The following is a 21643-nucleotide window of genomic DNA, read 5'->3' as shown; positions in this document are numbered from 1 at the left end:
GCGACCGGGAACGAGCGACGCACCCGGGCGGGGAGGCCCGGGTGCGTCACTCATGGGGGTTCCGACGGCGCCACACGTCCACGCCGCTACATCCGTGCCGCTACGTCCGTGCGGTGACGTCCGTGCGGTGACGTCCGTGCGATGGCGTCACGCGGTTACGTGCGGTTACTTCTGCTCGACCCGCACCCAGTCGATCTCCGCCTTCACACCGCCCTGCGCGACCTTGTCGACGCTCGACTGGGGCAGACCCCAGTACGGCGTGGTGACCTGGTTGTGCCCGGCCGGGTAGGCGCCGCCCAGTGCCAGGTTGAGGATCACGTACTGGTTGTGGTCGAAGACCCACTCCCCGCGGGTCGACTCCAGCTTCTGCCGCGACGTCGTCTGCACCACCTGGTCGTCGACCGTGAAGACCATGCCCTCGGGCGTCCACTCGACGGCGTAGGTGTGCCACTGGTCGACCCGGCCGCCGTTCGGGAAGGTCTGCGACTTGCCGATGTTGCCGGCGGCCGAGTAGCCGGGGCCGTGCAGCGCGGTGCTGGTCCAGTCCGCGTAGCCGATGTTCTCCATGATGTCCGTCTCGCCCGAGCCCGGCCAGGACACCGACGGGTCGTCCACGTCGCTGCCCAGCAGCCAGAACGCCGGCCAGAAGCCGTCCCCGACGGGGAGCTTCATACGGGCGCTGACCTTGCCGTACGTGAAGTCGAACTTGGTGTTGGTGTCGACGCGGCCGGAGGTGAAGTCGTAGGTGCCGCCGCCGGGCACCGTGGTGCAGCCCTTGCAGTACTTCGACTCCAGGACGAGCGCCCCGTTCTGGGTCTTGATGTTGTTGGGCGAGTCCACGTACGCCTGCGACTCGCCGTTGACGGAGCCCATCTCCTGGCCGGTGCGGACCACGCGCCACTTGTTGCGGTCGAGGCCGGATCCGGTGAAGTCGTCGAAGAAGGTCTGCCGGTAGGCGCCGCCCGGGTTCCGCGGCAGTGCGGGGTACGCCGCCGCCGCGCTGCCGCCGGTGCCCCAGACCTGGAACTCGTACAGCGAGTAGCCGAACTGCGCCGTCGACGGCGCCGGATTGTAGAAGGAGCGGCGCTCCTTGCCCAGCATCCGCACGTAGCGGCCGGTCGCCGGGGTCGGCAGGTTGATCGTGTCGTGTCTGCCGACCGCGTCACCCGGTGACTTGATGTTCGCCCGGCGCTCCGCGATCTGCGCGGCCGAAGGCTGGTAGACGGTGCGCCAGTTGCGGTTGTCGTCGGAGACCTGGAGGTCGAAGTTGACCGCGTAGGCCGCCTCCCAGTACAGGTCCACGGACTGGATCGTGGACTGCGCGCCGAGGTCCACGCCCACCCAGCGGTTCTGGTTCCAGTCGCTCGACCAGCGGGACTGGTCGGCCTTGAGGTCGGCCGGCCAGCCGCCGTCGGTGACGAAGGCCGGTGAGTTGCCCGCGTGCTGGTAGAGGTCGCCGTACGTGGGGTGGTTCAGCGCCAGGTTGCCGCGCGTGGTGGAGGCGGGAGCGGGTTCGCCGCCGAAGACCTGGAAGGAGAAGAGGGAGTAGCCCCAGGCGGTGGCGCGCTGGACGCCGCGCATCCGGACGTAGCGCCCGGTGGCCTCCTGCGGGTACGTGTGCGCGGTGACGGTGCCGCCGGTGCCCTCGTTCTCGGTGTAGAAGTCCGTCCAGTCGGTGCCGTTCCGGGAGATCTCCAGGACGTACCGCTTCCCGAAGGCGGCCTCCCATTCGAGCTTGACCTGGCTGACGCGGATGACGCTGCCGAGGTCGACCTGGATCCAGGCGTTGTCGGCGAAGTCGCTGGCCCACCGGGTGGCGGGGTTGTTGTCGAAGGCGGCCGTGGCGGGGGTGCCGGCGTTCTCGGCGCCGGAGGTGGTGACGGCCGCCGGTCTGGCCGCGACGGCTTCCGCCGCGCGGTCGGTGTTCCACGCCGCGGCGGCCTGGACCGCGGGCGGCCGGGGCGGCGCGCTGAAGGCGAGCGGCGCGGACAGCGCGAGCAGGGCGAGGGTGGTGGTCGCGAGTAAGGACGTACGTGGGGGCATCGTTGACTCCGTTGGAATACGGGTGAGTGGAGCGATGTCCGTACGGGGGGTGTTACCGCGAGTGATACGTGCGGGCGGACGGCCCCGCCGCCGCCCTCGGCGTGCTGGTGTACCGGGGCGGGGCGGGAACCGGGGTCCGGTGGGGACCTATCGCGCTTCGCGGGTGAGTCCGATCGTGTCGCGGTACCACTTGGCACTGTCCTTGAGGGTCCTGACCTGGGTGTCGTAGTCGACGCGGACAATGCCGAAGCGCTTGTCGTAGCCGTACGCCCACTCGAAGTTGTCCATCAGCGACCAGGCGAAATAGCCGCGTACGTCGGCGCCCTGTGCGCGCGCCTCGGCGACGGCCGCGAGGTGGTCCGCGAGGTACGCGGTCCGGTCCGCGTCCGGGACGGAGCCGTCGGCGGCGACGGTGTCGTCGAAGGCCGCTCCGTTCTCGGTGATGACGGTGGGGATGGCGTAGTCCTCCTGGAGGTTCAGGAGGAGGTCGGTGAGTTCGGTCGGCGTGATCTCCCAGTCCATGGCGGTACGGGGCAGGTCACGGGGCACGCCGCGGGTGACGGGCAGCCCGTTGTCGTCGACCGGGGAGCCGCTCTCGGTGACACCGGAGAAGAGGGCTCCCCGGTAGAAGTTGACGCCGAGGACGTCCAGCGGATTGGCGATGATCTCCAGGTCGCCGTCCTGGACGGGCAGTTCGGCGCCGCGCAGCGCCAGGTCGGCGACGACGTCCTCGGGGTAGCGGCCGTGGACGAGCGGGTCGAGGTAGAGGCGCCGGCCCTGGCCGTCGGCACGGCGGCAGGCCTCGCGGTCCGCCTCGCTGTCGGTCTCGGGCGTGGCCGTACCGAGGTTGAGGGTGATGCCGAGTTCGAGCGGGTTGTCGCCGGCGGCGTCGCGGATGCGCCGCGAGGCGAGTCCGTGGCCCAGCAGGAGGTGGTGCACGGCACGGATCGAGTCGCCGAAGTCCTTACGGCCGGGGGCGTGGACGCCCGCGTCGTAACCGAGGACGGCGGAGCACCAGGGCTCGTTGAGCGTCGTCCAGTGCTCGACGCTGTCGCCGAGCGCGTCGTAGGCGAGGGCCGCGTAGTCGGCGAAGCGGTACGCCGTGTCGCGGGCCGGCCAGCCGCCCGCGTCCTCCAACTCCTGCGGCAGGTCCCAGTGGTAGAGCGTGATCCAGGGGGTGATGTTCCTGCCGTGCAGCTCGTCGACGAGGCGCTTGTAGAAGTCCAGGCCCTTCGCGTTGCCCGGCCCGCGCCCGCCGGGCTGGATGCGGGGCCAGGCGAGCGAGAAGCGGTACGTGTCGACGCCGAGGCCCGCGATCAGCTCCACGTCCTGCGGCATCCGGTGGTAGTGGTCGCACGCCACGTCGCCGTGCTCACCGCCCTCCACCGCGCCCGGGACCCGGCAGAAGGTGTCCCAGATCGAGGGGGTCCTGCCGTCCTCGGCAGCCGCTCCCTCGATCTGGTAGGCGGAGGTGGCGACGCCCCAACGGAAGTCGGCAGGCAGGCCCTTGAGCGCCGTGGCGGGGCGGGTGAGGTCCTGGATGGGGGTGGCGTTCATGGGTCTCCTGGTTCATGGGTGAGCGCACGGCGCGGGCGGGGCGCGGGCGCGGACAGGGCCTGGTCGGGCGTGGGTCAGCCGGAGCGGGCCGGCGAGGTGTCCCCGGCCGATTCCGGGGCCCCGGCTTCGGGCGCGGCCGGCCCCGGCCCGGATTCGGATGCCGGCTCGGCGCCCGGCGCGAACGCGGGGGCCGGGGCGGGGGACGCGTGGTGCAGCCAGCACGCCACGGTGCGTTCGGGCGCGCCGTCCGGCGCGGCCAGCGCCGGTACATGCTCGGCGCACGGGTCGAACGCCTTGCCGCAGCGCGGATGGAAGGCGCAGCCCGTCGGCATCGCCGTCAGGTGCGGCGGCGAACCGGGGATGCCGGTCAGCTCCCTGCGGGGTCCGTGCAGCGCGGGGAAGGAGTGGAGCAGCCCGTCGCTGTAGGGGTGGCGCGGGTCGCGGTAGATCTCGCCGGCGCCCGCCTCCTCGACGATCCGGCCGCCGTACATGATCGCGATCCGGTCCGAGAATTCGATCAGCAGCGAGATGTCGTGGGTGATGAAGACGACCGAGAAGCCCAGCTCCTCGCGGAGCGCGACGAGCTTGCGCAGGATCTGACGCTGCATCACCACGTCGAGCGCGGTGGTCGGTTCGTCCATGATGACGATCTCGGGCTCCAACGCGAGCGCCATCGCGATCATCACGCGCTGGCGCATGCCGCCGGAGAGCTGGTGCGGGAACGCGCCGAGCCGGTCGCGGGAGATACCGACCAGGGTCAGCAGCTCCTCGGCGCGCGCGGTGCGCTCGGCCGACCTCATCCCCGGACGGTGCGCCCTGAGCACGTCGGTGAGCTGACTGTGCACCGTGTGCACGGGGTTGAGGGAGTTCATCGCGCCCTGGAAGACGATCGACAGCTCCTGCCAGCGGAAGGCGCGCAACTCCTGCGGCGTGAGCGTCAGCAGGTCCACCGGGGCCGCGCCGTCCTGCGGCGGTTGGTAGTGGACGTCGCCGCCGGTGATCACCCCGGGCGGCGAGAGCAGCCGGGTGACGGCGTAGGCGAGCGTGGACTTGCCCGAACCCGACTCGCCGGCGAGGCCGAGGACCTCGCCGCGGTGCAGGGTCAGGTCGATGTCGCGCAGCGCGTGGACCGCGCCGGGGCCGGTGCCGTAATCGACATTGAGGCCGCTGATGGTGAGGACGGGACGACCGGTCGTCATGCGCGGGGCTCCTTGTCGGGCGTGCGGTCGGGCGTCCGTGCGGGGGTCCGTTCGGGCGGGGCGGCCTCGGCGGGGCCGCTGCCGTTCGTACCGTGCGTACCGCTCGTGACGACGCCGCTCGCGGCCGGGCGCGACGCCCCGTTGGTGCCCGCGGCCCCGTTCGTACGGTCCGTACGCGCCACCGGTGTGAAGCCGACCCGCATCCGGATCTTCCGCGAGGCGCCGGTCTCGGTGCGCAGCCGCGGGTTCACGAACTCGTCGATGCCGAAGTTGATCAGCGCGAGCGCGGTGCCGAGGAGCGCGATGCAGAGACCGGCGGGGACGAACCACCACCACGCGCCCTGTGCGAGCGCCTGGTTGGACTGCGCCCAGAACAGGACGGTGCCCCAGTTCCAGTTGGAGATGTCGGCGACGCCGATGAAGGCGAGGGTGATCTCCAGCAGGACGGCGAAGATGACGGTGCCGACGAAGCCGGACGCGATCACGGCGGTGAGGTTCGGCATGATCTCGAAGCCGATGATCCGCCACGTCGGTTCGCCGGTGGCTCTCGCGGCCTCGACGTAGTCGCGTTTACGGAGCGAGAGGGTCTGGGCGCGCAGCACCCGCGCGCCCCAGGCCCACGACGTGAAGGCGATCACGCCGGCGATCAGCAGGTCGCCGGCGTCGGAGACGAAGCTGGCGATGATGATGATCAGCGGCAGCGCCGGGATGACGAGGAAGATGTTGGACAGCGCCGAGAGGACCTCGTCCATGACGCCGCCGAGGAACCCGGAGGTGACGCCGATCAGTACGGACAGCACCGTCGCGAAGAAGCCGGCGACGAAGCCCACCAGGAGCACGCCCCGGGTGCCGACGAGGATCTGCGACAGCACGTCCTGACCGGTCTGCGTGGTGCCGAACCAGTGGTCGCCGGACGGCGGCTGGAGCAGCTTGTCGCTCATCATGTCGGGGTCGTACGGCGCGATCCACGGGCCGATGATCGCGAGCAGGGTGAAGAACCCCAGGATCGAGATCCCGGTGAGGGTCTTGCCGCCGCGCAGGAAGCGCAGTCTGGCTCGCTTGGAGGGGGTGGGCGCCGGAGCCGCGTCGAGTACGGCGACCTCTGTTGCGGGAATGGACATGGCTCAGGCCTCCTTCCGGGTGCGCGGGTCGAGGAAGAGATAGACCATGTCCGCGAGGAGATTCGCCGCGAGCACGGAGAGCGTGATGATCAGGAAGACGCCCTGCATCAGCGGATAGTCCTTGGCGCCGACGGCCTGGAAGAGCTGGTAGCCGATGCCCGGATAGGAGAAGACCATCTCCACCAGCAGCGTGCCGCCGACGATGAAGCCCAGCGAGAGCGCGAAGCCGGAGATGTTGGGGAGGATCGCGTTGCGCGCGGCGTACGAGAACATCACGCGGCGCTCGGAGAGCCCCTTGGCCTGGGCGACCATGACGTAGTCCTCGGACGAGACGGTCACCATCATGTTGCGCATGCCGAGGATCCAGCCGGCGATGGCGCTGAGGATGATCGTGATGCCGGGCAGGAAGCCGTGGTAGAGCGCGCTGGAGATGAACGGCACGTCGAACGCGGGTACCAGCGCGCTGTCGTAGCCGCCGGCGGCCGGGAAGATCGGCCACTTCACGGCGAACAGCGCGATGGCGATGAGCCCCAGCCAGAAGTAGGGGATCGAGGAGATGAACGTGGTGACCGGCAGCAGGCTGTCCATCCAGGAACCGCGCCGCCAGCCGCTGTAGACCCCGATGCCGGTGCCGAGCAGGAAGCTGATCAGGGTGGTGAGGCCGACCAGCACCAGTGTCCAGGGCAGCGACTGCGAGATGACCTCGCTGACGGGCGTCGGGAAGAAGGTGAAGGAGAGCCCGAGGTCGCCCTGGAAGAGCTGGCCCCAGTAGTCGGTGTACTGCTGCCAGAGCGAGCGTTCCTTGTCGAGGCCGAACAGGGCCTTGAGGGAGGCGATCGCGCTGGTGTCGAGCTGGCCCTGGAACCGGGCGATCAGGGCCTGGACCGGGTCGCCGGGCATCAGCCGCGGGATCAGGAAGTTGATGGTGATCGCCGCCCACGCCGTGACGGCGTAGAAGAGGATCCGCTGGAGGACGAACTTCACTTCGCCGCCACCTCCGTCGTGCTCGTGGTGGGCCCGGCGGCCGTCGTGCCGTCGGTGCTCGCGGGGGCGCCGGGAACGGCCGTGGTGACGGGGCGGTCCTCGTACAGCCAGCACGCCGCCCACTGGCCGCCGTCGAGCTGGAAGCGCGGCGGGAGTTCGGTGCGGCAGCGCTCCATCGCCTTGGGGCAACGGGGGTGGAAGCGGCAGCCCCCCGGCGGGGAGATGAGTGAGGGGGGCTCGCCGCTTCCGGTCTCCTCCTGGGCCTCCTCGTCCGCGATCCGGTCCGGGTCGGGAGCCGAGGCGATCAGCAACTGGGTATAAGGGTGCGCGGGTTGCTGGGTGACGGTCTCGCTGTCGCCGCCCTCCACGATCCGGCCGGCGTACATCACCAGGGTCGTGTCCGCGAAGTACCGCGCGGACGCGATGTCGTGCGTGATGTAGAGGATCGCGAGGTGCAGGCGCTCCTTGAGATCACGCAGCAGGTTCAGTACGCCGAGCCGGATGGAGACGTCCAGCATCGAGACGGGCTCGTCGGCCAGGAGCACCTTGGGGTCGGCGCCCAGCGCCCGCGCGATGGCGACGCGCTGGCGCTGGCCGCCGGACAGCTCGTGCGGGAATTTGTCCAAGTACTGAAGAGGTGGCAGCAGTTGGACCCGTTCCAGCAGTTCGCACGCCTCCGCCTCGGTGGCCTGCTTGCCGTGGATCTTCAGCGAGCGGGTGAGGTGGTAGCGCACCGTGTGCACGGGATTGAGCGAGGCGAACGGGTCCTGGAAGATCAGCTGGACCTGTTTCACGTACGCCCGGAAGGACCGGCCGCGACCAGCCTTGACCGGGGTGCCGCCGAGCCGTATCTCACCGTCGGTGAGCGGATACAGCTGTGACAGCAGCCGGGCCACCGTCGACTTGCCCGACCCCGACTCCCCGACCAGCGCCGTGACGCTGCCGCGCCGCAGGCGCAGCGAGACGTCGTCCACGGCGTGGACGGTGCGGCGCCGGCGGCTGACGATGTCGCCGACGGTCCGTCTGACGGGGAAGTGCTTGGTGACGCCGCGCGCTTCGAGCACGATGTCGCTGTCGTGAGTGGCGCCGCTCTCGGCGGGGTCACGGTCATGGTTGGTCATCGGCCGGCCTCGTCACTTCGCGGGCTTGAGGTGCAGTACGACATCCAGCGCGTTGGGCTGGGTCGGCTGCGGCGGGCCGTACGGGTCGGCCTCCGTCGGCCAGCCCACCCAGTTCTTCGTGGAGTACTCCGCGCCGATGGGCGCCGCGGCCGTCGGGATCATGGGGACCTCGTCGACCATGATCTTCTGGATGGTGTTCAGCGCCGTGGTGCGCGCCGAGTCCTCCGTCGCGTTCGCGTACTCCTTCAGCGCCTTGGTCGCCTCGGGGCTGTCGAACCGGCCGAAGTTGCCGAGCGGCGCGTTCTTGCCGATGGGCTGGAGCAGCGCGCCGTCCATGATGTTCTGGTACATGTCGTACGGCGTGGCACCGGAGTTGGTCCAGTGCAGCGTGGCGTCGAAGTTGCCGTTGCCGACGTCCGCGGTCCACGCCTCGGCGGTCTGCGTCTTGACCTTCGCCTCGATGCCCAGGGGCTTGATGTTGTCCTTGATGATGGAGAGACCGGTGATGTAGTCGTTCCAGCCGGCGGGGTCGGTGAAGGTCAGCTTCACGGCCTTGCCGTCCGGGTCCTTCAGGACATCGCCGTCGAGCTTGTAACCCGCCTCGTCCAGCAGCTTCTTCGCGCCGGCGACGTCGGGCTCGATCGTGGCGCCCTTGTACTCGGGGGCGAGGAAGGACTCACCGGCGGGCAGCGGGATGCCGGTCGGGTTGGTGATCTCCGGGTAGAGCGTGGCCTGCGCCTGGATGTGGATCGCCTTGCGGTCGATCACCATGGCCATGGCCTTGCGGAGCGCCGGGTCACCGAGCGGGCCCTTGGTGGTGTTGAACCACAGGCCGTGGATGCCGAGTCCGGAGGGGAACCAGAGCTTGTTGTTCTTGGGGTCCTTGGCGACGTACAGCTGCTTGTAGTTCGGCATGAACACGAACGACCACTCGGCCTTGCCGTTGGCGAGTGCGGTGGTCTGCGCGCTGTTGTCGTTGTACGAGGTGAAGCGGAGCTCCTTCACCTGCGTCTTGCCCTTCCAGTAGGAGGACGTGGTGTCGAGCGTGGTGGTCTGCGGCGTGAACGTCTTGAGCTTGTACGGCCCCGAGCCGAGCGGCTTGCGGTTGGGCCAGGTCGCGGGGTCCTTGACCGTCTCCCAGATGTGCTTGGGGACGACGAACGTCGTGGCGATCTTGTTCTGGTTGACGAACTGCGAGTCCTTGAAGGTGAGGACGACCTTGCCGCCCTCCACGGTTATGCCGTCGTAGGGCACGCCGTTGCCGTTGAGCGCCGGGAACTTCTTGATCAGCCCGAAGGTGAACGCCACGTCCTCTGCGGTCAGCTTCTTGCCGTCCGACCACTTCGCCCGGTCGTCGATGGTGAAGGTGACCTTGGTGAAGTTCGCCTCCCACTTCCAGTCGCTCGCCAGCCAGGGCTTGCCCTTCTCGCTGGGGCGCACCTGGTTGGTCATCACCAGGGGCTCGTAGATCATGTAGCGGTAGCCGAGCGACGCACCGGCGGACGTGCCGAGGAACGGGTTGCTGTTGTTGGTCTGCGGGCCGTTCGGCATACCGATGGTGAGGACGCCGGAGGCGCCGCCTGATGACCGGTTGGCATCCGAGTTGGCCGAGGAACATCCGGCGGCGAGCGCGGCCACGACGGTGGCGGCGGCCAGCGCCCGGAGCTTGCGGTGTGCGGACATGGCGACTCCAGAAAGGGAATGCGGCTCGGTGGGACGGCGGGCCCGTGGGACTGGGGGCCCGGGGACCCGGTGTGGTGCGATACCAGGTGCTGTGTGCGGGTGCGCTGGTGTGCGCGTACGGGTGTGCGCGTGACGCGTGCTGGTGCTGGTGTGCGCGTGCCGGTGTACCGGTCCGGCGGCTGTGCGGCCCTGCGGCTGTGCCGTTCTGACGGTGTATCAGGTGATATCGGGTGGTGCTCGCGGGAAGGCGTGTTACGCGGATACGGAGTCGACGGGCACAGCGGCGGACGGACTCGCGACCGGCGCGGAGTTCGCCGCCGCCAGCGGTGCCGACTGCCGTACGACCAGCTCTGTCGGGAGAACGACCGTCTCCTGCGCCGTCGCCCCTCCCAGGTGCCCGAGCAGCATCCGCGCCGCCGTCTCCCCCATCCGCCGGGTGGGCTGGCGGACGGTCGTCAGGGGCGGTTCGGTGTGCTGGGCCATCGGGATGTCGTCGAACCCGACCACGGCGATGTCGTCCGGCACCGACCGCCCCGCCGCGCGCAACGCGCGCAGCGCACCCGCGGCGCTGATGTCGTTGTGCGCGAAGACGGAGTCGAACGGGGTCCCGGCGGCGAGGAGTTGCTCGACGGCGAGGCGTCCGGACAGCTCCGTGAAGTCCCCCACGGCGACCAGGTCGGTCGGGAGGATCTCGCGGAAGCCGCCGAGCCGGTCACGTACGCAGCCGAACTGCTCCGGCCCCGTGATGACCAGCGGTCTGCTGCGTCCGTCGGCCAGCAGGTGGCGGGCGGCGGACGCACCTCCTTCGTGATTGGTGGTCACGACGGAGGGGAATTCGTCGGGGTGGCTGCCGCGATCGTCGATCAGCACGACCGGCAGACCCTTGTGGCTCAGGGCGATGATCTTGTCGAGCGTGTTCTCGGGTTCGACGACGAGCAGTCCGTCGAAGGCCCGCGCGGAGACCTGGGTGGTGAAGCGCTCGACCGAGTCCGCGCCGCGGTTGAAGGTGAAGAGCAGCAGGCCGTAGCCGGCGGCCTCCACCGTGTCGACGACGCCCTGCAGGACCTCGCCCATCCACGGCCAGGTCAGCGAGGGCACCAGCATCCCGACCGTACGGCTGTTGCCGCGGGCCAGTCCGACGGCGCCCGAACTGGGCACGTATCCAAGAGTTGAGATGACGGCACGGACCCGGGCGGCCGTTCCGCCGTCGACCTCACCCTTGGTGTTGATGACCCGGGACACGGTCGTCTTGCTGACACCGGCCGCGCGGGCGACATCGGCAATGGTGACGCGCATCGGAGGGCCTCCGAATCGTGGGCTGGAACCGGTTCCGGTACCGGTACCGGAACCGGTTCCAATTTGAGCGGTGAGTTAACCGGTCCAGACCAACGTCGTCAAGACTTCACACCGAAATTACTCGGGAGGTGACTCCCGGGGACCCAGAGGGGGTTATGCGTTCAGGTTCTGAATGTTCAAGCCCTTGACTGGAGTTCACAACAGAGTTCACTCTCGCCTCACGATCCATGGAAGACCCCCCACCCCTCTGTCAAGAAGGGCAGCGCCCCATGATCAGACCGAGTGGCACCCGCAGACGGCTGACGAGGATGCTCCTCGCCGGCGTACTCACGACCGCCGGCCTCACCGGCGTCTCCGCAGGTACGGCGCAGGCCGCCGGCGAGCAGGTGAACATCTGGCTGACGACCACCAGCGACGGCGGCGGCCGCACGGTGACCCGCGGCCTCCAGCAGCAGACGCCCATCACCTTCCAGCCGGGCAACGGCGGCAGCGGCACGAACGTCACCGTCAACGAGAACACCAAGTACCAGACCTTCACCGGCGGCGGCGCCTCGTTCACGGACACGGCCGCCTGGCTGATGAAGGGCATCGGGGCGCTCTCCCAGGCCACCCGTGACGACACGATGCGCAAGCTGTTCTCGCCGACCGACGGCATCGGGCTCTCGTTCATCCGCAACCCGCTGGGCGGCTCGGACCTCGCGCGGTTCGGCTACACCTTCGACGACATGCCGGCCGGCCAGACCGACCCGGACCTGTCGGAATTCTCGATCGCACATGATCTCCAGGACGTACTGCCGCTGACGAAGCAGGCGAAACAGCTCAACCCGGCGCTGACGACGATGGCGTCGCCCTGGACCGCCCCGGCGTGGATGAAGGACAATGGCCAGCTCAACGGCGGCTGGCTGAAGGCGGAGAACTACGGCGTCTACGCCGACTACTTCGTCAAGTACCTTCAGGCGTACCGCGACCAGGGCATTCCGATCGACTACGTCTCGGCGCAGAACGAACCGACCTGCTGCTCCTCGTACCCGTCCATGAGCTGGAACGGCTCGGGACTCGCGTACTTCACGAAGGCCGAGCTGCTGCCCGGACTCCAGGCGGCCGGCCTGCCCACCAAGGTCATGGCGCACGACTGGAACTGGGACACCTACGACGCGTACGCGGCGGAGACCGTGAACGACGCGGCGGTCCGCAGCCACCCCAACTTCGGCGGCATCGCCTGGCACGGCTACGGCGGCGACGTCAACAAGCAGACGCAGGTGCACAACCAGTACCCGCAGCTGGACGCCTTCCAGACCGAGCACTCCGGCGGCACCTGGATCGGCAATCAGCAGACCGAGGACATGTCCAACATCATCAACTACACCCGAAACTGGGCGAAGTCGGTGACCAAGTGGTCCCTGGCCGTGGACCAGAACCGCGGGCCGCACAACGGCGGCTGCGGCACCTGCGACGGGCTGATCACCGTCAACAACGGCGGCGCCCAGGCCGGTCAGGTGAAGTACAACATCGAGTACTACACGATGGGGCACCTCACCAAGTTCGTGAAGCCGGGCGCGCACCGTATCGAGTCCTCCGCCGGCACCACCGTGCCCAACGTGGCCTGGCAGAACCCGAACGGCTCCAAGGCGCTCATCGCGTACAACGAGGCGTCGCAGGCGCGCGAGATCCGGGTCAACTGGGGCGGCCAGAACTTCAGTTACTCGCTCCCCGGCAAGACGTCGGCCACCTTCACCTGGGCCGGCGGCCAGTCGGGCGACGGCGGCGGCACCGCCGGAACCCTGAACGGTCTCGGTGGCAAGTGCCTCGAGGTGGCCGGCGGGAACAGCGCCAACGGTACGGCGGTCCAGCTCTGGGACTGCAACGGCTCACCCGCGCAGCGCTGGACGATCGGCGGCGACGGGACGGTGCGCACGCTCGGCAAGTGCCTGGACGTCGCGGCCGCGTCGACCGCCAACGGAGCGAAGGTGCAGCTGTACGACTGCAACGGCTCCGGGGCGCAACAGTGGCGATACGAGTCCGGCAGCGGTGATCTGGTGAACGCTCCGGCCGACAAGTGCCTTGACATCACGGGGAATTCGTCGGCGAACGGCGCGAAGGCGCAGCTGTGGAGCTGCACCGGGGCGGCCAACCAGAAGTGGCGGCTCCAGGCGTAGGTGCGCGGACTGTCTCTTCCGCGTACGGGGTGCGGGTGGCCGGTCCGGTCACCCGCACCCCGTACGTACGCCCGCCTGTCCCCGCTCGTCCCCGCCCGCCTGTCCCCGCTCGTCCCCGCTCGGCTCGGCCCGGCTCGGCCCGCCTCGGCCCGCCTCGGCTCGGCTCTACTCGGCCGGTTCGACCCCGGCCCTGAGCAGCCCGTAGGTGTACGCGTCCTCCAGGGCCTGCCACGAAGCGGCGATCACGTTCTCGCCGACGCCAACGGTCGACCATTCCGCCGCCCCGTCCCCCGTGGTGATCAGCACGCGCGTCGTGGACTCCGTGCCGTGCTTGCCCTCCAGGATGCGGACCTTGTAGTCCACCAGCTCCAGCTTCGCCAGCTGCGGGTAGATGCGCTCCAGGCCGACCCGCATGGCCCGGTCCAGCGCGTTGACCGGGCCGTTGCCCTCCGCGGTGGCGACGATGCGCTCGCCCTTGGCCCACAGCTTCACGGTCGCCTCGTTGGCGTGCGAGCCGTCCGGGCGGTCCTCGACGATCGCGCGCCACGACTCCGTACGGAAGTAGCTCCGCGCCCTGCCCTCGGCCTCCTCGCGCAGCAGCAGCTCGAAGGAGGCGTCGGCCGCCTCGTACGTGTAGCCCTTCAGCTCGCGCTCCTTGACCCGGCCGACGACACGGCCGACCAGATCGCGGTCGTCGCCGAGGTCGATGCCCAGCTCCCTGCCCTTGAGCTCGATCGAGGCGCGCCCCGCCATGTCGGAGACGAGCATCCGCATGGTGTTGCCGACCTGCTTGGGGTCGATGTGCTGGTAGAGGTCGGGGTCGACCTTGATCGCGGAGGCGTGCAGCCCGGCCTTGTGCGCGAAGGCGGAGACGCCGACGTACGGCTGGTGGGTGGAGGGCGTCAGATTGACCACCTCGGCGATGGCGTGCGAGATGCGGGTCATCTCGGCCAGCGCGCCCGGGGGCAGGACCTGCTTGCCGTACTTGAGCTCCAGCGCGGCCACGACGGGGAAGAGGTTCGCGTTGCCGACGCGCTCGCCGTAGCCGTTCGCGGTGCACTGCACATGCGTCGCTCCCGCGTCGACGGCGGCGAGGGTGTTGGCGACGGCGCAGCCGGTGTCGTCCTGGGCATGGATGCCGAGCCGGGCGCCGGTGTCGGCGAGCACGGTGGCGACCACGGCCTGGATCTGGGCGGGCAGCATGCCGCCGTTGGTGTCGCAGAGGATGACGACGTCCGCGCCGGCCTCGGCGGCGGCCCGGACGACGGCCTTGGCGTACTCGGGATTGGCGCGGTAGCCGTCGAAGAAGTGCTCGCAGTCGACGAAGACGCGTCTGCCCTGTTCGCACAGGTGGGAGACGGTGTCGGCGACCATCGCCAGATTCTCTTCGAGCGTCGTACGGAGCGCGAGCTCGACGTGCCGGTCGTGCGATTTGGCGACGAGCGTGATCACCGGGGCGCCGGATTCGAGCAGCGCCCTGACCTGCGGGTCGTCGGCGGCCCGGGCGCCCGGACGGCGCGTGGCGCCGAAGGCGACGAGCTTCGCGTGCTTGAAGTCGATCTCGCTCCGGGCGCGGGCGAAGAACTCGGTGTCCCGCGGGTTGGCGCCCGGCCAGCCGCCCTCGACGAACCCCACCCCGAAGTCGTCCAGGTGCCGCGCGATGGTCAGCTTGTCGGCGACCGTCAGATTGATGCCTTCGCGCTGGGCTCCGTCGCGCAGCGTGGTGTCGAAGACATGGAAACTGTCGTCGGTGACCGTTGAATCCGTGGTCATGACTCTGTGACTCCTGTCGAGTGATGGAGGGTCTGGCTCCACTGCCACCGTCTTCGCGTGCGTCCCGTTTCGGCCGGGGTGGGGCCGGAAAACGAAAAAACCCCTCGCGGGTGCGAGAGGTCTGCGCGCGGGTCTGGGGCGAGATGCCCGCTCCGTACGTGATGGTACGTAGCGGTCACTGCGGACCGGCGCGCCTGCTGCCCATAATCATGGCGAACGAGAACACGGCAGCAGTCTGGCACGTTTGCACTCCGGTGGAAGCCCCGTCTCACGATGCGGGCGGTGCGGGTGGGGTGAGACGGAGGTCCCCTGTCGACGACGCGGTGGCCCCCGGGCCGGCTCAGAGCAGTGAGTCCTCGACGAACTCGCGAACATGTCGCAGGACTTGGGCCCGGCCGGTGCCCGGTATCCCGACCACCACGTGGACGCTGAAGCCGTCGAGCAGCGCGCGCAGCCGAGCGGCGAACCGGTCCGGGTCGACGGCCCGCAGCTCGCCGCGCGAGATCCCTTCGGCGAGCAGCGCCACCAGGTCCCGGTGCCAGGCACGCTCGATCGCCGCCTGCCGGGCGCGGGCGTCGTCGGTGGAGTCCTGCGAGCGGTTCCAGACGTCCAGCCACAGCGTCCAGTGCGGATCGCGGTGGCCTTCGGGGACGTAGAGGTCGACGTACGCGTCCAGCCGCTCCCGCACCGTCACCTGCCGGGACAGCAACCCCCTACGCTCGGCGCCGCGTTGCGACTCGCTCCACTCCAGGGTCTGGAGCAACAGCTCGTCCTTCGTACGGAAGTAGTAGAGGAGGTGCCCGCTGCTCATCCCGACGTCGCGTCCGAGCCCCGCCATGGTGAGGCCGTCGAGCCCGCGCCGGGCGATGGTGTCCAAGGCGGCGGCGAGCACGGCCTCACGGGGCGGAGCCGCGTTACGGCGGCGTGCGGTGGATGTCACTCGTCCGTTGTACCTGATGCGGGCACACGGGGTTGCCGTCGGGTCACACAGTGAATGCCTCCGCCGCCCGCGAGTATCTCGCGGGCGGCGGAAACGGACACGTACTGGACACATCACCCGGAGCGACGTCCGGAGAGCCGCCGGTGCGCACGGCGCGGACCAGCGGCCGAAGCGACCGGCGAAGCGGGTGACGGCCGCGGCGTCAGACCACTTGGTGCATCCACCCGTGGACGTCCTCGGTCCGCCCCGTCTGGATGTCCAGCAGCGCCGCGCGGAGCTTCGACGTGACCTCGCCGGACTCCCCGTTCGACTGCGTCCACTCGCCGCTCGCCGACCTGACGAGGCCGACCGGCGTGATGACGGCGGCCGTACCGCACGCGAAGACCTCGGTGAGGGTGCCGTCCGCGCTGTCACGCCGCCACTCGTCGATGGAGATACGGCGCTCCTGCGAGGTGTAGCCGAGATCGCCGGCCAGCTTCAGCAGCGAGTCACGGGTGATGCCGGCGAGCAGCGAGCCGGTCAGTTCGGGAGTGACGATCTTGTCCCCGTACACGAAGTACAGGTTCATCCCGCCCAGTTCCTCGACCCACTTGTGCTCGACGGCGTCCAGGTAGGCGACCTGGTCGCAGCCCTCCGCCGCCGCCTCGGCCTGCGCGAGCAGCGACGCCGCGTAGTTGCCGCCGGTCTTGGCGTCGCCCATGCCGCCCGGAACGGCGCGCACCCGGTTCTCGGAGAGCCAGATGGAGACGGGCTTCACGCCGCCGGGGAAGTACGCGCCGGCCGGGGAGGCGATGACCAGGAACAGGTACTCGTTCGCGGGCCGCACCCCGAGGCCGACCTCGGCCGCGATCATGAACGGCCGCAGATACAGCGACGCCTCGCCGCCGTGCGGCGGGACCCACGCCTCGTCCTGCTGGACCAGCGCGTCGCACGCCTCGATGAACGTGTCGACCGGCAGCTCGGGCATGGCCAGCCGGCGGGCGGAGACCTGGAAGCGCCGGGCGTTGGCCTCGGGCCGGAAGGTGGCGACGGAGCCGTCGGGGCGGCGGTAGGCCTTCAGGCCCTCGAAGATCTCCTGCGCGTAGTGCAGCGTCATGTTGGCCGGGTCGAGCGAGAGCGGGCCGTACGGGACGAGCTGCGCGTCGTGCCAGCCCCGGCCCTCCGTCCACCTGATGGTCACCATGTTGTCGGTGAAGTGGCGGCCGAAGCCGGGAGCGGCCAGGATCGCCTCGCGCTGCGCGTCGGACAGCGGGTTCGACGAGGGCTTGAGCGCCAGAGTGGGCGACGGAGTCGTGGGCGTGGTCATGATGTCTGTCCTTCACCGGTTGTGTGTGACGGACCGCGCTCACGCCGCTACAGGTACTAGGACGTCCGAGCTTTCCCTCACGCCGCGGCCCACCACGATTGTCGCGCGTGGCGGGGCGGGGCATGAAACGGGGTGAATGCGGCCCTACGGATGATGGTGACACCCGGTGGCCGCAAAGCACAGCCGCCGGGTGCTGTGACCCGGCGGCTGGGAGAGTCGTCGGCGGGTCAGCTCGCTACTCGTACGACGAGCGCGTCACCGATCTCGTCGGTCGTACGGGGCGCGCTGCCGCGCTCCGCGAGGTCGGCCGCGACGGCCTCCTCGATGCGGACGGCCTCGGCGTCGAAGCTCAGGTGACGCAGGAGCAGGGCGACCGAAAGGATCGTCGCCGTGGGGTCGGCCTTCCCCTGGCCCGCGATGTCCGGGGCCGAGCCGTGGACGGGCTCGAACATGGACGGGAACGCCCGGTCGGGGTTGATGTTCGCGGAGGCCGCCAGGCCGATGCCGCCGGTCACGGCGGCGGCGAGGTCGGTGAGGATGTCACCGAAGAGGTTGTCGGTGACGATCACGTCGAACCGCTCGGGCTGGGTGACGAAGAAGATCGTCGCGGCGTCGACATGCAGATAGTCGGTGGAGACGTCGGGGTACTCCTGGCCGACCCGGTCGAAGATCCTCTTCCAGAGGTGGCCCGCGTAGACGAGGACGTTGTTCTTGTGGACCAGCGTCAGCTTCTTGCGGGGGCGGGAGTTGGCACGCTCGTACGCGTCGCGCACGACACGCTCCACGCCGTACGCCGTATTGAGGCTGACCTCCGTGGCCACCTCGGCGGGCGTATCGGTGCGCAGAGAACCACCGTTGCCCGTGTACGGGCCCTCGGTGCCCTCGCGGACGACGACGAAGTCGATGTCCGCGCGGCCGGCCAGCGGCGTGGCCTGGTTCGGGAAGAGCTTCGACGGGCGCAGGTTCACATAGTGGTCGAAGGCGAACCGCAGCTTGAGCAGCAGCCCTCGTTCCAGGACACCGGACGGCACGGACGGGTCGCCGATGGCGCCGAGGAGGATCGCGTCGTGCGCCTTGAGCGCGGTGAGCTCCGCGTCCGGGAGGGTCTCCCCGGTACGGTGCCAGCGCCGGGCGCCGAGGTCGTACTCCTTGGTCTCCAGCTTCACATCTTGCGGGAGCACGGAGCCGAGGACCTTCAGGCCCTGGGCCACGACCTCCTGGCCGATGCCGTCACCGGGGATCACTGCGAGGTTGATGCTGCGAGACATGACGGGCACCTTACTGCGCGTCCCAGTGCCTGACACGCGTGGTCCACGATTCGGACAGTCGCGTGTTGTGCGCGGGGGTGCGCCCGCTCGCCCGCCTGTACGGCGGCGGGTGTTGTGGGGCCGCACAGGCAGCGGTGTCGTGGGGCTGCGCAGGCAGCGGTGTCGGGGGCGCCCCGGCTCAGTGGCCGGTGGAGCCGCCGTTGTCCCTGCGGTCGAGGGCGCGCTGGAGGGCCGCCGCGGCGTTCTTGCGGTCGGACTCGTTGCCGCGGACGCGGTGACGGACTCGGCGGACTGTCGTCTCGGCCATGATGATCGACTCCTTGAGACAGCTGAGGCATACGGCCGGGGGGAGCCGCATGAGGCATCTGCGAGGCGCCGGATGGGCGGGGAGCACGCCCGCAGGGGTTGCCTGCGTGAGGGCGATTGCTCACGTCCGCCGTTCGCTGGATCGAGCGAGTCGTTCGGCTCCTACAAAGCTAAGGGAGCCGGGCCGTTCTGTCTCCACAGTTAGTCGGACGTCCTACTATCTGAGACGGCGACCTCGATCTGGCAGCACCACCTGGATCGCGTTCCTCCAGGTGGTGGTGGACTGCGGGCATGGCAGCGGACCGCAGATCCAACTGGCTCAAGAGGGTCCTCGACCTCCCCGTCCCGTCCTGTCTCACCGGCGGCGAGAACTACGGGTTCGAGATCTCCAAGGCCTTCGCGGGCGCCGGTATCGGCGACATCGAGGGCGGGACGCTCCATCCCGTGCTCAACCGGCTCGAAGAGGCCGGACCGGTCGTCGGGGAGTTCCGGGCCGCCGAGCGCGGCCCCGGGCGGCGCTACTACCGGCTGACGGACGAGGGCCGGCGCGGGCTCGCCACCGAGAGCGGGAACTGGCTGGAGTCCCACACCACCGTGCGGAACATGCTGCGCACCGAGGCGGCGTCATGAGTGACGAGAAGCGGTGCACCACCGAGACCGGCTGCTTCGGCGGACTCGGCCGCCGCGCGGCTCGCCGGTGGTGGCGACGGGGCCACCGACAGCTCCGGCACGCGCGCGGGCTACCGCACTCGGACCTACAGCACGTCGCCGTCGCGCCAGTCGAAGACCAACGCGTCGTCGGCGGGCGGTAGTTCATGGTCGGGCACCGGCCAGAGATAGGTCGTTCCCTCCTCCTCCGGCAGCCGCACCACCCCGTCCGGGCTCAGCGCCTCGACGCGGCCCTGCCACAGATGCCAGCCACGCGAGCGGTAGAGCCGGGCGCCCTTCTCCGACGCGGAGAGCGCGCCGACGTCGTACGCCCGGTCGATCACCCGCTCCAGAACCTCCAGGACCCGGCCCCCGAGCCCGTCCCCGCGCCGGTCCGCGCGTACGGCGACCGCCTCGACGTAACCCACGCGATACCACCGCCCCGCGTGCGTCAACCGGCGCTGGATCACGCTGCCGTGCGCGACGAGCTCGCCCGTGCCGTCCCGTACGAGGACATGGACGCCGCCGAGCCCGTGCGTCCAGTCCTCCTCACTGAAGGCCCCGTCGAAGGCGACCTCCAGGAGGTCGCGGATCTCACCGAGGGTCGCCGGATCGAGTTCGAAGGTATGGGCGGTGCGCAGCGGGTCTGACATGCTTCTCACTCTTTCAGGCCGGGGGCCCGCGCACGTACTCAGTGCCCGGTTGAGTAGCTGCTCCATGTCGAAAAAACGTGCCTGCCGCGACAGTTGGCCACATGAACGGCCTTTACGCGCTTAAGCCCTGGTACGCGTCCCGGCTCTCCGGAGTCCGGGCCGCTCTCGTTCGTCGCGAGGTGTCGCCCGACACGCTCACCGCCGCGGGTGTCGTCAGCGCGGCCGGTGCGGCTGCGGCCGTGGCCTGGCTGCCCGCCGGGCCGCTCGCCGCGGTCCCCGTGGCCGTTCTCCTCGCCGCCCGTCTGGCCTTCGCCAATCTCGACGGGGCGCTGGCACGGGACACCGGCCGGACCACCCGGCGCGGCGCCGTCCTCAACGAACTCGGCGACCGTGCGGCCGACCTGGTCGTCCTGGCCGGCTTCATCACCCTGGCGCCGCTGTGGCTGGTCGCGGTGGCGGGGCTGGCGGCGACGCTCCCGTCGTGGGTGTCCCTCGCGGGTACGGCGGCGGGCGCGCCGCGCCGTAACGGTGGCCCCGTCGGAAAGACCGAACGCTGTCTGCTCGTCGTCGTGGGGGCCGCGACCGGCTGGGCGGTGCCGGTGCTCGCCGTGATCGCGGTGGGCTCGGCGCTCACCGCGGTCGTGCGGTTCGGCTGGATCTGGAGGAAGCTCGCATGAGCGTCGTCCTGATCGCGGGTGAGGCGGTGGGGCGCGCCGTCCCGCTCGTGGCCGGCGCCCTCGGGGTGAGCGGGATCGCGGTCGCGGCGCTGCCGTCGCGCCTCGCGACGCGGGCGGAGCTGCGCAAGCGGTGGCGGACGTGGGCGATCGCCGCACCGGTGTTCCTCGGGACGCTGTGCCTGGGCGCCGGGGGCGCGTTCGCGCTCGCCGCGGCGCTCGGGGTGACGGCGGTGAGCGAGTACGTACGGATGGCGGGGCTGCCGCGCGCGGAGCACGCCGTGCTGGTCGTGGCCGCCGTCGCACTGCCCGCGCTGGCGTGGCTGGTGCCGGACGCGATGGATCCGCGGGCGGTCGACCTCAGGGTGGTGGCGCTCCTTCTCGTGGCGGCGGCGCTGCCCGCGCTGCTGGCGGGTGACCACGAACGGGGCTTCACCCGCTCCGCGCGCACCGTCTTCGCCCTGTTGTGGATTCCCCTGTCGCTCACCGGACTTGTGGTGCTTCAGGGCACGGCGGTCGCGGTCGGGCTGGCGGTGGCGCTCGGCGACGTCGGGGCGTGGTGCGGCGGTACGGCGCTGGGGCGGCGTGGCGCGCTCGCGCGGCCGTTGTCGCCCCTCTCCCCCAGCAAGACGTGGGCGGGGGTGCTGGGCGCGGCGGGGGCGACCGCCCTGGCCCTGGCGGCCGTCGGCGCGTTCACGCCGCTTCTGTGGGCGGCGGTGCTGGCCGGCTGCGTACTCGGCGACCTGCTCGAATCCATGGTCAAGCGGGAGGCGGGCGTGAAGGACGCGGGCAGTTGGCTGCCGGGCTTCGGTGGGCTGCTCGACCGGATCGACTCCTTGCTGCTGGCTCTCCTGCTCGCGATGGTGGTGACGGCATGACCGCACGGATCTCCGCTCGTACGGTGGCGCGTTCGAC

At 70.1% G+C, this 21643-nt stretch carries 18 protein-coding genes; 4 read left to right on the top strand and 14 right to left on the bottom strand.

All coding sequences use genetic code 11. The features are described 5' to 3' along the window. Window positions 1-165 precede the first annotated feature (165 nt). The 8 genes from P3L51_RS25165 to P3L51_RS25130 all read right to left on the bottom strand — a co-directional run bounded on the left by P3L51_RS25165 (window position 166) and on the right by P3L51_RS25130 (window position 11004). On the bottom strand, window positions 166-2043 hold the full coding sequence (locus P3L51_RS25165; protein WP_354607564.1) for a discoidin domain-containing protein: 1878 nt from the start codon (window positions 2041-2043) through the stop codon (window positions 166-168). A gap of 147 nt (window positions 2044-2190) precedes the next feature. Beyond that, entirely contained in the window at window positions 2191-3600 is a 1410-nt protein-coding gene (locus P3L51_RS25160; protein ID WP_354607563.1) for a GH1 family beta-glucosidase, read from the bottom strand. A 74-nt stretch (window positions 3601-3674) separates the two neighbouring features. After that, a complete protein-coding gene (locus P3L51_RS25155; RefSeq protein WP_354607562.1) occupies window positions 3675-4799 on the bottom strand; it encodes an ABC transporter ATP-binding protein in 1125 nt (374 codons plus the stop codon). Beyond that, complete coding sequence (locus P3L51_RS25150) at window positions 4796-5920, bottom strand: ABC transporter permease (RefSeq protein ID WP_354607561.1); 1125 nt, start codon at window positions 5918-5920, stop codon at window positions 4796-4798. The genes P3L51_RS25155 and P3L51_RS25150 overlap by 4 nt, the downstream gene beginning before the upstream one ends. 3 nt (window positions 5921-5923) lie before the next feature. Continuing rightward, window positions 5924-6904 (bottom strand): ABC transporter permease, encoded by a 981-nt coding sequence (locus tag P3L51_RS25145; RefSeq protein ID WP_354607560.1) that lies wholly within the window; start codon window positions 6902-6904, stop codon window positions 5924-5926. Next, on the bottom strand, window positions 6901-8025 hold the full coding sequence (locus P3L51_RS25140) for an ABC transporter ATP-binding protein (RefSeq protein ID WP_354607559.1): 1125 nt from the start codon (window positions 8023-8025) through the stop codon (window positions 6901-6903). The genes P3L51_RS25145 and P3L51_RS25140 overlap by 4 nt, the downstream gene beginning before the upstream one ends. A 12-nt stretch (window positions 8026-8037) precedes the next feature. Further along, window positions 8038-9708: an ABC transporter substrate-binding protein gene (locus tag P3L51_RS25135; protein WP_354607558.1), complete on the bottom strand. Its 1671-nt coding sequence runs from the start codon at window positions 9706-9708 to the stop codon at window positions 8038-8040. A 252-nt stretch (window positions 9709-9960) separates the two neighbouring features. Further along, window positions 9961-11004 (bottom strand): LacI family DNA-binding transcriptional regulator, encoded by a 1044-nt coding sequence (locus P3L51_RS25130; protein WP_435594522.1) that lies wholly within the window; start codon window positions 11002-11004, stop codon window positions 9961-9963. Between the two features lie 269 nt (window positions 11005-11273). On the opposite strand from P3L51_RS25130, the gene P3L51_RS25125 reads away from it, so the two are divergent. After that, entirely contained in the window at window positions 11274-13160 is a 1887-nt protein-coding gene (locus P3L51_RS25125) for an RICIN domain-containing protein (RefSeq protein ID WP_354607557.1), read from the top strand. 165 nt (window positions 13161-13325) lie between these two features. On the opposite strand, the gene cimA is transcribed toward P3L51_RS25125, so the two are convergent. From cimA to P3L51_RS25100, 5 genes are all read right to left on the bottom strand, one after another. Further along, the gene (cimA, locus tag P3L51_RS25120; RefSeq protein WP_354607556.1) at window positions 13326-14933 is read right to left on the bottom strand and encodes a citramalate synthase; all 1608 of its coding nucleotides are present in this window, start codon (window positions 14931-14933) and stop codon (window positions 13326-13328) included. 340 nt (window positions 14934-15273) lie between these two features. Next, window positions 15274-15873, bottom strand: coding sequence for a TetR/AcrR family transcriptional regulator (locus P3L51_RS25115; protein ID WP_354607555.1), 600 nt, complete (start codon window positions 15871-15873; stop codon window positions 15274-15276). Window positions 15874-16075: 202 nt separating this feature from the next. Continuing rightward, window positions 16076-17179 carry a branched-chain amino acid aminotransferase gene (locus P3L51_RS25110; protein WP_354607554.1) on the bottom strand — a complete coding sequence of 368 codons (1104 nt, stop codon included), beginning with the start codon at window positions 17177-17179 and terminating at the stop codon, window positions 16076-16078. Between the two features lie 227 nt (window positions 17180-17406). After that, window positions 17407-18447, bottom strand: coding sequence for a 3-isopropylmalate dehydrogenase (locus P3L51_RS25105; protein ID WP_354607553.1), 1041 nt, complete (start codon window positions 18445-18447; stop codon window positions 17407-17409). A 178-nt stretch (window positions 18448-18625) separates the two neighbouring features. Next, complete coding sequence (locus tag P3L51_RS25100; protein WP_354607552.1) at window positions 18626-18754, bottom strand: hypothetical protein; 129 nt, start codon at window positions 18752-18754, stop codon at window positions 18626-18628. Between the two features lie 290 nt (window positions 18755-19044). Between P3L51_RS25100 and P3L51_RS25095 the strand changes: the two genes are divergently transcribed. Then, window positions 19045-19383: a PadR family transcriptional regulator gene (locus P3L51_RS25095; RefSeq protein WP_354607551.1), complete on the top strand. Its 339-nt coding sequence runs from the start codon at window positions 19045-19047 to the stop codon at window positions 19381-19383. A 125-nt stretch (window positions 19384-19508) separates the two neighbouring features. Here P3L51_RS25095 and P3L51_RS25090 read toward each other — a convergent pair whose 3' ends face one another. Further along, on the bottom strand, window positions 19509-20054 hold the full coding sequence (locus P3L51_RS25090) for a GNAT family N-acetyltransferase (RefSeq protein WP_354607550.1): 546 nt from the start codon (window positions 20052-20054) through the stop codon (window positions 19509-19511). 101 nt (window positions 20055-20155) lie between these two features. Between P3L51_RS25090 and P3L51_RS25085 the strand changes: the two genes are divergently transcribed. Continuing rightward, a complete protein-coding gene (locus P3L51_RS25085) occupies window positions 20156-20731 on the top strand; it encodes a CDP-alcohol phosphatidyltransferase family protein (RefSeq protein ID WP_354607549.1) in 576 nt (191 codons plus the stop codon). After that, window positions 20728-21606, top strand: coding sequence for a phosphatidate cytidylyltransferase (locus P3L51_RS25080; RefSeq protein ID WP_354607548.1), 879 nt, complete (start codon window positions 20728-20730; stop codon window positions 21604-21606). The genes P3L51_RS25085 and P3L51_RS25080 overlap by 4 nt, the downstream gene beginning before the upstream one ends. The last annotated feature ends 37 nt before the right edge of the window (window positions 21607-21643 follow it).

The organism is Streptomyces panacea, assembly GCF_040560175.1.
GTDB classification, from domain to species: Bacteria; Actinomycetota; Actinomycetes; order Streptomycetales; family Streptomycetaceae; genus Streptomyces; species Streptomyces panacea.
The sequence above is the reverse complement of the archived record's forward strand: the minus strand, read 5'-3'. Positions and strand labels throughout refer to the sequence as shown.

Coding starts and splice junctions, on each gene's coding strand:
- P3L51_RS25165 (WP_354607564.1), bottom strand. CDS start 2,043: ATGCCCCCACGTACGTCCTTACTCGCGACCACCACCCTCGCCCTGCTC.
- P3L51_RS25150 (WP_354607561.1), bottom strand. CDS start 5,920: ATGTCCATTCCCGCAACAGAGGTCGCCGTACTCGACGCGGCTCCGGCG.
- P3L51_RS25085 (WP_354607549.1), top strand. CDS start 20,156: ATGAACGGCCTTTACGCGCTTAAGCCCTGGTACGCGTCCCGGCTCTCC.
- P3L51_RS25160 (WP_354607563.1), bottom strand. CDS start 3,600: ATGAACGCCACCCCCATCCAGGACCTCACCCGCCCCGCCACGGCGCTC.
- cimA (WP_354607556.1), bottom strand. CDS start 14,933: ATGACCACGGATTCAACGGTCACCGACGACAGTTTCCATGTCTTCGAC.
- P3L51_RS25100 (WP_354607552.1), bottom strand. CDS start 18,754: ATGGCCGAGACGACAGTCCGCCGAGTCCGTCACCGCGTCCGCGGCAAC.
- P3L51_RS25095 (WP_354607551.1), top strand. CDS start 19,045: ATGGCAGCGGACCGCAGATCCAACTGGCTCAAGAGGGTCCTCGACCTC.
- P3L51_RS25110 (WP_354607554.1), bottom strand. CDS start 17,179: ATGACCACGCCCACGACTCCGTCGCCCACTCTGGCGCTCAAGCCCTCG.
- P3L51_RS25135 (WP_354607558.1), bottom strand. CDS start 9,708: ATGTCCGCACACCGCAAGCTCCGGGCGCTGGCCGCCGCCACCGTCGTG.
- P3L51_RS25125 (WP_354607557.1), top strand. CDS start 11,274: ATGATCAGACCGAGTGGCACCCGCAGACGGCTGACGAGGATGCTCCTC.
- P3L51_RS25080 (WP_354607548.1), top strand. CDS start 20,728: ATGAGCGTCGTCCTGATCGCGGGTGAGGCGGTGGGGCGCGCCGTCCCG.
- P3L51_RS25130 (WP_435594522.1), bottom strand. CDS start 11,004: ATGCGCGTCACCATTGCCGATGTCGCCCGCGCGGCCGGTGTCAGCAAG.
- P3L51_RS25090 (WP_354607550.1), bottom strand. CDS start 20,054: ATGTCAGACCCGCTGCGCACCGCCCATACCTTCGAACTCGATCCGGCG.
- P3L51_RS25155 (WP_354607562.1), bottom strand. CDS start 4,799: ATGACGACCGGTCGTCCCGTCCTCACCATCAGCGGCCTCAATGTCGAT.
- P3L51_RS25105 (WP_354607553.1), bottom strand. CDS start 18,447: ATGTCTCGCAGCATCAACCTCGCAGTGATCCCCGGTGACGGCATCGGC.
- P3L51_RS25140 (WP_354607559.1), bottom strand. CDS start 8,025: ATGACCAACCATGACCGTGACCCCGCCGAGAGCGGCGCCACTCACGAC.